10 protein-coding genes are annotated in these 12,129 nt (G+C 59.7%); 3 read left to right on the top strand and 7 right to left on the bottom strand.

Annotated elements, in window-relative coordinates; all coding sequences use genetic code 11:
• The first annotated feature begins 259 nt into the window (after positions 1-259).
• On the top strand, positions 260-2,458 hold the full coding sequence (locus JDEN_RS01920) for a glycosyl hydrolase 53 family protein (RefSeq protein ID WP_015770683.1): 2,199 nt from the start codon (positions 260-262) through the stop codon (positions 2,456-2,458).
• A gap of 3 nt (positions 2,459-2,461) precedes the next feature.
• Here JDEN_RS01920 and JDEN_RS01915 read toward each other — a convergent pair whose 3' ends face one another.
• Positions 2,462-2,833 carry a YidH family protein gene (locus JDEN_RS01915; protein WP_015770682.1) on the bottom strand — a complete coding sequence of 124 codons (372 nt, stop codon included), beginning with the start codon at positions 2,831-2,833 and terminating at the stop codon, positions 2,462-2,464.
• Positions 2,830-3,192, bottom strand: coding sequence for a YidH family protein (locus tag JDEN_RS01910; RefSeq protein WP_041287778.1), 363 nt, complete (start codon positions 3,190-3,192; stop codon positions 2,830-2,832). Before JDEN_RS01910 ends, JDEN_RS01915 begins: the two co-directional genes overlap by 4 nt.
• A 123-nt stretch (positions 3,193-3,315) precedes the next feature.
• Here JDEN_RS01910 and JDEN_RS01905 point away from each other — a divergent pair, with 123 nt between their 5' ends.
• Positions 3,316-4,110: an ABC transporter ATP-binding protein gene (locus JDEN_RS01905; RefSeq protein WP_105597234.1), complete on the top strand. Its 795-nt coding sequence runs from the start codon at positions 3,316-3,318 to the stop codon at positions 4,108-4,110.
• Positions 4,111-4,257: 147 nt separating this feature from the next.
• On the opposite strand, the gene JDEN_RS01900 is transcribed toward JDEN_RS01905, so the two are convergent.
• The 4 genes from JDEN_RS01900 to JDEN_RS01885 form a co-directional block, all read right to left on the bottom strand.
• Positions 4,258-5,595, bottom strand: a complete 1,338-nt coding sequence (locus tag JDEN_RS01900) for an ABC transporter substrate-binding protein (RefSeq protein ID WP_015770679.1) — start codon at positions 5,593-5,595, stop codon at positions 4,258-4,260.
• A 65-nt stretch (positions 5,596-5,660) separates the two neighbouring features.
• A complete protein-coding gene (locus JDEN_RS01895; RefSeq protein ID WP_015770678.1) occupies positions 5,661-6,566 on the bottom strand; it encodes a carbohydrate ABC transporter permease in 906 nt (301 codons plus the stop codon).
• Positions 6,566-7,453, bottom strand: coding sequence for a carbohydrate ABC transporter permease (locus tag JDEN_RS01890; protein WP_015770677.1), 888 nt, complete (start codon positions 7,451-7,453; stop codon positions 6,566-6,568). The genes JDEN_RS01895 and JDEN_RS01890 overlap by 1 nt, the downstream gene beginning before the upstream one ends.
• On the bottom strand, positions 7,450-9,513 hold the full coding sequence (locus JDEN_RS01885; protein WP_015770676.1) for a beta-galactosidase: 2,064 nt from the start codon (positions 9,511-9,513) through the stop codon (positions 7,450-7,452). The genes JDEN_RS01890 and JDEN_RS01885 overlap by 4 nt, the downstream gene beginning before the upstream one ends.
• Positions 9,514-9,743: 230 nt before the next feature.
• Here JDEN_RS01885 and JDEN_RS01880 point away from each other — a divergent pair, with 230 nt between their 5' ends.
• Positions 9,744-10,820, top strand: a complete 1,077-nt coding sequence (locus tag JDEN_RS01880; protein WP_015770674.1) for a LacI family DNA-binding transcriptional regulator — start codon at positions 9,744-9,746, stop codon at positions 10,818-10,820.
• Positions 10,821-10,875: 55 nt separating this feature from the next.
• Here the strand turns inward: JDEN_RS01880 and JDEN_RS01875 are convergent, their stop codons facing one another.
• Entirely contained in the window at positions 10,876-12,129 is a 1,254-nt protein-coding gene (locus JDEN_RS01875) for an ABC transporter permease (RefSeq protein ID WP_049754395.1), read from the bottom strand.

Raw genomic sequence — 12,129 nt, 5'->3', positions numbered from 1 at the left:
CGTGAGCCCCGCTGTGCAGTGCACAGCGGGGCTTTGCACATCCCACAACTGGGAGCGCGCACAGTCTACCCCCTCCTGTTGCACCTTTGCGTTCTGATATTGCAACACTCCCCTTGTCCTTTCACCCTGTGACCGGTTACAGTAACGCACAGTGAAGGCGTTGGTCAGTGTTGATCCACACCCGCCCACACTCATGCCCACGCTTCCCCAAGCGCCCTGTTCGTTCAATGACGACGAACCCACATATTGAGAGGACCCCATGCGACGACATGTTCTCCGCACAGTCGCACTCACATCCGCGACGCTTCTAGCCCTTGCAGCACTCCCCGCATCAGCAGACGAACCAGGCCCCGTCGAGGCCGGAGTGTTCGTTGACAAAATCGAAGGACTGCCCACCGACTTTATCCGCGGGGCTGACGTATCCTCCGTTCTCGCCCTCGAAGAATCAGGCGTCGTTTTCCGTGACTCCGACGGCAACCCGGCTGACCTCTTCACAACACTGGCAGACAACGGACTCAACACAGTACGCATCCGCGTCTGGAACGACCCCTTTGACGAGCAAGGGCGCAGCTACGGCGGCGGAAACAACGACCTTGACGCCGCCGTCACCATTGGTCAACGCGCCACAGCCGCCGGTATGGACAGTCTCATCAACTTCCACCTCTCCGACTTTTGGGCAGACCCCGCCAAACAGCAAGCACCCAAAGCGTGGGCTGACATGAGTGTCAGCGAGAAAGCTGACGCCACCTACGACTATGTCGCCGATTCTCTGACAGTGCTTCGTGACGCTGGGGTCGACATCAGCATGGTTCAGGTCGGCAATGAAACCAACAACTCTGTTGCTGGGGTTGAGGTTGGCAACTGGGAACAGATGGCGGAGATCTTTAACGCTGGGTCCCGTGCCGTTCGTGACGTCCTCCCCGACGCCCAGGTCGCCCTGCACTTCACTAACCCAGAAACTTCCGGGCGCTACGCTGGCTACGCCCAGCAACTCGCCACACACAACGTGGACTATGACGTCTTCGCATCGTCCTGGTACCCCTACTGGCATGGCAGCCTGAGTAACCTCACCTCCGTGTTGTCGGACATCGCAACGACCTACAACAAAGACGTCATGGTGGTGGAAACGTCCTGGACGTACACCCTCGACGACGGGGACGGGTGGCAAAACACCATTGACGCCTCAAAAGCCTCCACGCTCTACCCGATCTCACCGCAAGGGCAAGCTGACCTCCTCCACGACGTGATGGAAGCTGTCCACAACGTCGGAGACGCAGGCGTTGGCGTGGTGTACTGGGAACCCGCCTGGCTCCCCGTGGGCCCACCAGAGGAGATCGACAACAACCGCACCCTGTGGGAAGAGTTCGGCTCCGGCTGGGCGTCATCCTACGCAAGCGGGTACGACCCACACGATGCAGGCCAGTGGTATGGCGGTTCCGCTGTGGACAATCAAGCACTCTTTACCTTTGACGGGCGTCCCCTCGATTCGTTAGGTGTGTTCTCCCACGTCTACACCGGTGCTGTCACCGAAAAATCCCTCGCCTCCATTGACCCTGTCGCCGTTGAGGTTACTGCCGGAGAAACGATCACGCTCCCAGACGAGGTGACACTGCGGTTCAATGACGGAAGCACTGACACCGAATCAGTCACCTGGGACGACTACTCCACCCTGACTGACGTTGGCGCTCATGAGGTTGCTGGGACCACCAGTTCCGGCGTAGCGGTCACCGCAACCATCACCATTGTGGAAGTCAACGTTCTCCTCAACCCGTCCTTCGAAGACGCGGACCTGTCCATGTGGGACATTGACGGAACCGGAATCGCCCGGGAAGAAACATCCGACTCCTCCCACGGCGCGTTCTCACTGAAGTTCTGGAATGGCACGAACTACACCTTCACCGTGTCACAAACCCTCACTGGTCTCACCCCAGGGACCTACACGATGCGGGCAACAAGCCAAGGTGGAGACGCCGGAGAAAATGACGTCCTCACCGTGTCTGCCCACACAACACAGGGCACAACACGTGGCGACCTTGCCCTCAACGGGTGGCAGCAGTGGGCCACCGCCACTGTGGAGAACGTGACCGTCCCCGACGACGGCACAATCACCGTCACACTCACCGGTGAACTCACCGGAAACGCGTGGGGAACCCTCGACAACGTGGTCCTCACACCTACCGGCGCAGCCACAAGCCCAGACACCGAGGCAACCCCAGACGAGGGCACCACACCAGACACCGAAGAAACCCCGGACACCCCTTCACCTGGCACCGAAACCACCCCTGGTCAGGACGGCACAGCCCCAGATACGACAACCGATGCGCCCGCCAGTGGGCAAGACAACTCCAGTACCGGTGGCCTAGCAGATACCGGCATCTCACTGGTCATCGCAGGACTCGCAGGAGCCCTCCTCCTTGCCGGTGGCATCACCGTGTGGCTACGCAAACGCGCCGCCTAACACTCACACCACAACAACAACGGCGGCCGCCACTGCACACGCAGTGGCGGCCGCCGCCACCATCAGCAAAGGAACCGCACTACGGGCAGGCAACGTACCTTGTTCCACCAATTGAGTGACAGACCGGGTGTATCGGCGGCGTACCCACACCAACGTCACCACACCGAGCACACACCCTGCCCCCGCAAGAACAGCAGGTATCACCCCAGGAACCACATGCAAAAAATAACGTGCCCCCACAGCAGACCCAATCACCACCGCTAACGCAGTACGCTGCCAAGCCAAAAATGTGCGCTCCACAGCAAGTCCCACATCGGCAATACTGAGCTCACTGGGAGAATGAAACAACCGAGCCAGCTTCGAGGTCTTCCTCACCCGACAAACAACCCCACCGCAAGGACCACCGCGCTCACACCTAACGCCACCGCAAGGAGCGGGCCAATACGCGGACCCGCCAAGGGCCGGTCAGTTCGCAACGAACGCTCGTTATACGCCCACGTCAACCACGCATACACCGGGATCAGCCCACCGAGCACCAAAAAAATCACGGACACAATAATCCGAGCCGTCGGATGAGCAGGAACATCAAGAGCTTCCAACGCGACACCCGCAGCAATCAACGCCAACGACGTGCGCACCCACGACAAAAACGTGCGCTCATTGGCAAGCGAAAACCGAGGGTCCGGGTCTTGACCATGGGAATACACGCTGCGAGGAAACCGTGAAGACGTCACCCACCCAGAGTAATGGGGAGAAACACAAAACGGTGGGACGGTCGGGAGAAAAACCGCCACCCCACACGTTGTACTGTTGACAAGACACCCGACACCAGACCGCACACACGTAAGTTGAGGACTGTGAGCACGAAAAAAAGCGTGTTACGCGCAGAACACATCACCGCAGGATTCGCCTCCACCCCCAGCTTGGCGGACCTCACCATCGAGGTGACCAGCGGAGAACCGGGGATCGGGGTGACAGGCGCATCGGGAATTGGGAAATCCACCCTCATCAACGTCCTACACGGCGACACAAAACCACGTCTTGGTTCTGTCACCTACAACGGGCGCCCCGTGAGTCGGTTCGCATTTAAAGACAAGAAACGATTCAAAGCAAGCGTCCGGCGAGTCGCCCAGAACGGGTTCTTTGGTGTGGACACACGCCTGTCCGTCAAACAAGCAGTCGAGGACGAACTGAAAGCCGCACGGCGCGCTGGTCGCGCCACCGGGGAGTCGGCCTCACAAGTGCTTGACCTGATGTTCCTTGAAGACCGTTTCCTGCCGCGGCGCATTCACGGGCTTTCCGGTGGTGAACGCCAACGGCTCACCATTGCGCTGGCCCTCGCCACCCGCCCTGACATTCTTCTCCTTGATGAACCCACCACAGCCCTGGACGCAAACCTCAAGGACCTGGTGTCCCGTCGGATTCGAGACATTGTCACCGACCGGGGAATCGGTTTGCTCGTGACCTCCCACGACCTGGACTTACTTGCCCGCCTCACCGCAACAGTTCACGTCCTCCATGACGGTGTCTTTGTTGAGTCTGGCCCACCACGCCAACTCCTCACCGACCCCCAACACCCGGCAACCCGTGACATTGCTGACGCCTACCCTGAAGCTGTTCGGGCGCTCGACACTCGCGGAGATTCCTTGTAAACCTCCGTGGGAGACTCCGGCACCCACCCTCCGCGTCATGCCACTGTGGGGCCTACGCACACAACACGCGTAGGCCCCACAGTGGTCTTGCCTTGGAGGTCACCTGGTGGGCGTCATGGCACATCACACACCCACAAGATCCCGACCCTACTCCTTGACCGGGATGGACTGTGACTTCATGGTGGACACAGTTGCTTCTTCACCGTTGACAAGTGCATCTTCCACAGTGCTCGTCCCTGTGGCCACCAGTTTGAACCCATCAGAGATTGATGCATAGGTGTCCGTCATGGTGGGACCCCAGGTGAAGTTCGATGGCACTTGGTTCGCTGCCTCAGCGAAGACATCCCAAATCACCTGGTCACCGTAGAACTCCACACCTTCTTGCAGAACAGGAAGGGTCAGACCTTCAGTTGTGGCTGGGTAGATGTTCGCTGAGTCCGCGAGCATCGTCAAGGCCTCTTCAGAGGTGTTCAACCAGGTAGCAAACTGCGCTGCTTCGTAAGGGTAGTCAGTACCGGAGAAGACAGCGATCGATGATCCGCCCCAGTTACCAGCAGCGGGAGCAGCAGTGTCCCACTGTGGCATCGGTGCAACCGCCCACTGACCTGCCGTGTCGGGGGCACCGTCCTGAATGGTGTTTGCACCCCAGACTGCGGAAACCCAGGTCCACACTTCGGAGGAGTTGTACGCGTTGTTCCACTCGTCGGTCCACGCCGGGTAGGTGGCAACCAGGTCACGTTCAAGCAGGTCCTGCCAGTAGTTCGCAACCTCGAGGGTTTCGTCACCAGTGATGGTCACATCCCAGCCGGCGTCATCTGCGGAGAACCAGCTCGCACCGTTTTGCCACGCAAACCCAGCGAACTGGTTGATGTCTGCGGTAGAGAAGTTCGTGATCTTTCCACCTTCAGCGGCAATCTTCTCTGCAGCTTGTGCGTACTCGTCCCACGTGGTGGGCACGGCGATCCCGGCTTCTTCGAAAAGGTCAGCACGGTAGAACAGAGCCATGGGTCCGGTGTCCTGAGGGACCGCGTAGGCTGCCCCCTCTTCACCAAAGGACACCTGGTCCCAGGTCCAGTCGATGAACTTGCCTTGCGCGTCCTGCACCACATCACAGCCACCGATGTTTTCTAACCCACCTTGGACTCGGAATGAAGCAAGTGCATCGTATTCAATTTGACCAAGGTCGGGTGCGTTTCCAGCCCGGAGCTGGTTGAAGAAGTTCTGGTAGGTGCCCGAGTTCCCGTTGGGGCCAGTTTGCACCTCGACTTGGATGCCAGGGTTTTGCTCATTCCAGGTTGCAACAACGTCTTCGATGCCAGGAATCCAGGAGGTGAAAGACAAGTTGACAGTCTCTTCACCCGATGGGGCACATTCTGCGGCTTCCGTTGGTGTGTTGGTGGTCGAGTCGTCGCTGGAGCATGCCACAACGGATGCTGCAGCAAATACGGTGAGCAAGGCTGCACTGACTGCTCTGGTAGGACGCATGATGTTCCAATCTATTGTGCGGGACGGGACACGTCGTTGATGTCCCGCGCTGGTGGGTGGGGGTGTTACTTAATTGCTCCTGCGCCAAGGCCGTTTTTCCAGAACCGTTGGAGCAGGGAGAACATGAGAATCAACGGGATCACGGACAACAGCGCACCGGTGAGGACATAGCCTCGCAGTTCCGGGATTTGGCTGATTTGTGAGTTCCAGTTGTACAGGCCAAGAGTGACCGGCATGATCGCTTCGTCACGGAGCATGATGAGGGGAAGGAAGAAGTTGTTCCAGATGGCCACGAACTGGAACAAGGAAATCGTGACCAGCGCCGGGAACATAAGTCGGATGGACACGGTAAAGAAGGTACGGACCTCATTCGAGCCGTCCAGACGAGCTGCTTCGAGCACTTCATCGGGTACCGATGCTGCGGCAAAGATCCGGGATAGGTACACCCCGAACGGGGAGACCAAGCTGGGCAGGAACACCGACCAGAAGGTGTTGGTCAGGTTCACCAGCGAGAACATGAGGAACAGCGGGAGTGCAAGCGTTGTCAGCGGGACGAGGACCCCTCCGAGCACAACGTTGAACAGGACTTCACGCCCACGGAATTGGTACTTTGCGAGCGCGTACCCGCACATTGCTGCGAGCAGAGTTCCAATCAGTGCGCCACCGATCGTGTAGGCCGCCGAGTTGAGGAGCCATTGTAGGTAGACGCCATCACGGTACTCCAGCAGGGCGGACACGTTGGAGCTGAGGTTCCAGTCGGCGAACCACAGCCCGTTGGTGTTGACGAGGTCTGACCGGTTTTTGGTGGAGGCCACAAACAACCACCAGATGGGAGTCAGGAAGGTCAGTGTGGCGATGAGCATGACACCCATGGCTGGCACTTGGCTGAGGAGCGATGCGCGTGGTCCGGTGGCGGCGGGTTGGTGTGGTTGGCGGGCACGACGGCGTGTTGGTGCGGTTGTTTGGCTCATCATGCTGCCTTTCGCTGGGTGAACTTCAACACGGAGAAGGAGAGGATGAACGTGGCCACGGCAAGGACCACGGACATTGCTGCTGCCAACGAGTAGTCAGGGATTGACGATGCCGCATACACCGCCAGGTTCGGGGTGTAGGTGCTATTGACTGCGGTGGAGAACGTTTTGAACACTTGGGGTTCGGTGAGCAGTTGCAAGGTTCCAATGATGGAGAAGATGGTGGTCAACACCAAGGACGGAATGACCAAGGGGATTTTGATGGACCATGCGATGCGTACTTGTCCAGCGCCGTCGATACGGGCTGCCTCAAAGATGTCTTGCGGGATTGAGAGCAGTGAGGAATAGATGATGATCATGTTGTACCCGGTGTACACCCAGGTCACAACGATGGCGATTGCCCACAGCACAAGGGATGGGGACAAGAAGTCAACGGTGTTCATCACTGACTCGAAGGGGGAGAGGTTTGGTGAGAAGAGGAACCCCCACATGATTGCAGCGATCACTCCTGGCACTGCGTACGGCGCGAAGTAGGCGAGCCGGAAGAATCTGCGCCCTCGCACTAGTGGGGAGTCAAGCAGGAGTGCAAGCAGGAGCGCGAGTCCCAGCATCACGGGCACTTGTACCGCACCAAACAGGAGAACTCGGCCTACTGACTCCCAGAACTCAGTGTTGGAGAACACTGCCTGGTATTGGGTGAACCCGCCGAAGACTTCGCGCGCCGCACCGAAGGTTCCGTCACGCTCGACGACGCGAGTTGATTGCCAGATCGCGTAAAGAATGGGGGCGAGGTAGAACAAGCTGAACAGCAGTCCGAAGGGCAGGAGGAAGACCGCAAGGAACCCCTGGCGCTTTCGGGTGCGCCGAATAGGGAGTGTGGTGGTCATTTCTCATCCTCCTCGATGATGTGGACAGCGCCTGGCTCAATCGTGACCTCGGCGGTAACGGGTGTGCCTGTTGTGATGTCGCGGCCTGTGACGTTGAGTGTTGCTGGGGTGGTGGCATGGTTGATCACAAACACCCAGGTGCAACCGCTGTCAGGGTGGATGCGCCGCACAATTTCGAGGTTGTGAAGGTCGCTTCCCGATGCGCTGTACCGTTGGTGTTCCGAGGTGACACCTGCTGCGGTGGTGATGGTGGTGAGCAGGTGCCACCACGCATCGTCTGTCAGTTGGGTGGCCACATACCAGGCGGTTCCTTGCCCAGCGGTGCGGGTGGTGACGGCGGGCACACCAGGGTGTGGCCCGTTACTGAAGGTGAAGACAGGGGTCGCATCGACGGTGTGGAGGTTTTCTGTCCACAGGGTCGCTTCCAGTGGGGCGTGTGCCGTGTCATTGGGTGTCAACGTGAGCGTGTCACCTGCGGGCACTGGGGAAAATTCTTCCACCCGCACCCCCAGTAGTTCACGCAGCGCACCAGGGTAACCTCCCTGGTAGACGCGGTCGTTCGCATCGACAATTCCGCTCCAGTAGGTCACGACTACGTGACCGCCCGCGTTCGTGTAGGCGGTGAGGTGCTCAGCGTCGGTGGGGGTGATCACGTGGACGCCGGGGACGATGACGAGGTCATAGGTGCTGAGGTCGTCGCGAAGGGAGACGACATCACTGACCACGCCAAGGGAACGCAACGCGCGGTGCACACTGTGGACCTGGTCAAGGTAGGTTACTGCCTGTGAGGGCCGGGACTCGCCTTCGCCTGCCCACCAGGATTCCCACTCGAAGAGAACTGCCACGTGTGCGTCTACGCGGGAACCTGCAACCGGGGCAAGTGCCTTCATCGTGGCGCCAAGGTCCACAACTTCACGCCAACGCTGTGTGTTAGTTCCGGCGTGAGGGAGCATCGCCGAGTGGTATTTTTCTGACCCTTGTACGGAAGCCCGCCACTGGAAGAAGCACACTGAGTCGGCGCCACGAGCCACATGAGTCAAAGAGTTTCGCGCCATCTCTCCGGGCGCTTTGTTGACGTTGAGGGGCTGCCAGTTCACTGCGCCTGTGGAGTGCTCCATGAGCATCCATGGGTTGCCCTGCGCAAGACCGCGGGTGAGGTCGGCGGCGAATGACAGTTCTGGTGTGGGTGCGGTCAGTCGGTGGTCGAGGTAGTGGTCATTGGCTATGACGTCCATGTGTGGCGCCCAGGTCCAGTAATCCATGTTGCGAATGTGGGCTGTCACCATGAAGTTTGTGGTTACGGGCTTGTCGCTGTACTGGGTGATGATGTCTTTTTCCATGAGGTACAGGGACAGTAGTTCATCGGAGGAGAACCGGTGAAAGTCGAGGACTTGGCCTGGGTTACGGGAGGACAGCGTGTCCATGGGGGTGCGGATCTGGTGAAATGAACTGTACCGTTGGCTCCAAAACGCGGTTCCCCAGGCGGCGTTCAGCGCGTCGATTGTTGTGTACTTCGTGGTCAGCCACTGGTGGAATGCTGCCCGGGTTTCGGGGTTGTGGCACAGGGCGTTGTGGCATCCCAGTTCGTTCGATACGTGCCACATGGCCAACGCCGGGTGGGTGGAGTAGCGTTGCGCGACCGCTGTGACAAGTGCCGATGCGTAGTCGCGGAAGACTGGTGAGGACGGGCAGTAGGCTTGGCGGCCACCAGGGTACCGAGTTGTTCCGTCTGCTGTGATGGGCAGGATTTCTGGGTGTTCGGTGGTCAACCATGGTGGTGGTGACGCGGTTCCTGTGCCCAGGTTCACGGCGATCCCGTTGTCGTGAAGAAGGTCCATGATGGTGTCCAGCGCTGTGAAGTCCATCGTGTCGCGCGTTGGTTGGATGGCGGCCCACCCAAAGATGTTGATGGCGACAAGGTTGACACCAGCGTCGCGCATGAGGGTGACGTCCTCATGCCATGTGGCTTCATCCCATTGTTCTGGGTTGTAGTCACAGCCGTAGCTCATACCGCTGATGCCGGGGATGAGGTCCCCGGGGCTGTGGTTGTGTGCTGTCATGTCCTCGTCTTCCACATCGGTGTGTTGACTGCTCGCTATGTGTGAACGTGCACAGAAACTGGAAGCGTCACTGCCTCTTCTGATCTGTGAACGTGCACACAAACGTAAATCTCCCACCTCCCCCCTGTCAAAGGGAACAGCGAAACCGTGACCTTTTCGTGACGCAACACCCACGCCTCCCCGCCCAGCGGTCCTGTCAGAACAGCCCCCACACCGGCTACAGTGATCACGTGCCCCTCGACAACCAACCGCGAAAACGCGCCACCATTCACGACGTTGCCCGAGAAGCAGGCATCTCACGCGGCACCGTGAGCCGCTACTTCAACGGAGACGCCTACGTCTCCACTGCGTCACGTGAAGCCATCGAACGCGCCATCGCCAAAGTTGGTTACGTCCCCAACACTGCAGCCCGCAACCTCGTGCGCCAACGCACCCAAACAGTCGCCTTCATCGTGCACGAACCCGCCGCGTTGTTCACCGAAGACCCCAACATTGGCGGCATCCTCGTCGGCGCAAACAACGAGCTCTCCACCCGCGACTACCAACTCGTATGCCTTGTCATCGACTCCGAACGCGACACCCACCGAGTCGAGCAATACCTCAAAGGCGGATTCGTCGACGGAGCCATCGTTGTCTCCGCACGCCACGGCGACCCCGTCACCCAAGTCATCACCGACTCCACCATGCCAGCCACCTACATTGGCCACCCCACCGACCTCAAAAACGTGCCCTTCATTGGCATCGACAACATCGCCGCAGCACGCACCATCACCCGCGTCCTCCTCGACGCCGGACACACCCACATCGGAATGCTCGCCGCTGGAACTGACCGAGACTCAGGTGTTGACCGCCTCCACGGTTTCACCCAAGAAATGGGCGACCACCTCAACCGTGCACTGATCCAACACCTCGACACCTACTCCTACAACGACGGATACAACGGGGCCCTCGAACTGTTGCGCAGAGCACCCGACGTCACCGCGCTTTTCGCCGCCTCCGACGCGGTCGCCGCAGGCGCAGTCAACGCCGTCAAACGCCTTGGACTGCGTATCCCCGACGATCTCTCCATCGTCGGATTCGACGACTCCGTGTGGGCGACCCGCAGCGACCCCCAACTAACCACCATCCACCAGCCCTCACGCGGAATGGGGGCAGTCGCCGCACAATGCACTATTGCCCAAATCGAAGGAACCTACCCCCACTGGGCCTCTTCCCACCACCTCGTCACCGACGGCGACGCCCCCGGCATCATGCTTGACACCCACCTCGTCCACCGAGACTCCGTGACCAGCCCGCGGCCGCACTAGCTGGCTGTCACACCCACCACAAACAACGCAAGAATGCGCTGCTGGACATCAACGTTCAGTCCGACCGGACCGCCAACGCCGGTTCAATACCCGCAGCACGAAAAGCCGGATACAACGACGACACCAACCCAGCCACCACACCCACCAGCGGACCCAACCCAATGACCACCGGGTTCATCACCGCAGACCACTCATGAACCAGCGACACCGCCAGCAAGGACACCACCGCCAGCGCGCTACCTGTCAGCCCACCCAAAAACCCCACAGCGCCGCCCTCAATGAGGAACAACGACGCCACCGCAGAGCGTGACGCCCCCAACGCCCTGCGCACACCAATCTCAGCGGTCCGTGACATCACCGACACAATCATTGCGTTCGCAATCAACAAGATCGTCAACACCAACAACAACGCACCAATACCGGCTGCAAGCCGATCCATCTGAGTGGTCACCCCCGCCCGCAAATCCGACACGTCAACAACACTGGAAGCACGCAACCGTTCCGGGGCATCTGGTCGGATCACAGACCGAATTGTGTGAGCCACCGGCACTCCCCCGCCCGGATGAGTCAGCACCCGCAGAGACGCTTCATCGTCACTACCCACAACAGCGAGCGCATGGGAGTACGGGACGAACACCACCGAATCAAGGTTGACATCACCACTGGTCACAAACCCCACCACATCGTAGAGTTTGCCGTCAATACGTAACGACAGGCCCGTCGGGTTCGCTGTCACCGGGATTCCCAATGCCTCCGCCGCTGCAGGCCCGACACAGACGATGTCTTCATCAGTATCAAGCAACCACGCCTGGTCACCCGACAGCGTTCCACCCACCGCGGGCACATACCCCGACGTCGCTCCCGCAACTGTGACGCTGACGGGGTCACCCTCGCCAAGCACATCGCGAGTCACCGTAGCCGAGGCAGAACCAGAGATGTCCAGCCTGCGCCCAACCTCAGCCACAAGGTCAAGTGATCGTGCCCGTTCCTCAGCGTCATCAGGAAATGTCATCCCGGTCGCGGACTCCACCGGCCGAGGAACCACCGTCACAGAGTTCACTGTGGAGGCCGCAAGGTCCGCATCTACCTGCCGGGCGGCAATATGCGAAATACCCAGTGCCGTCACTAACGCGCCGGTGGCTAAGGCCACCGCCACAATCAGGAGGATGGCACGCGATTTGCGGGCATGCATCTCCACGGTGACGTCCTGGATGGTGGACCGCCACCGGATGGCACGGTTGCGGCGTCGGCGAGGCGCAGGTGATGTGTGCGGTGTATGAGTCGCAGGGCTGTCTTTGGTTGTAGTCAC

The organism is Jonesia denitrificans DSM 20603 (assembly GCF_000024065.1).
Taxonomy (GTDB): domain Bacteria; phylum Actinomycetota; class Actinomycetes; order Actinomycetales; family Cellulomonadaceae; genus Jonesia; species Jonesia denitrificans.
The sequence above is the reverse complement of the archived record's forward strand: the minus strand, read 5'-3'. Positions and strand labels throughout refer to the sequence as shown.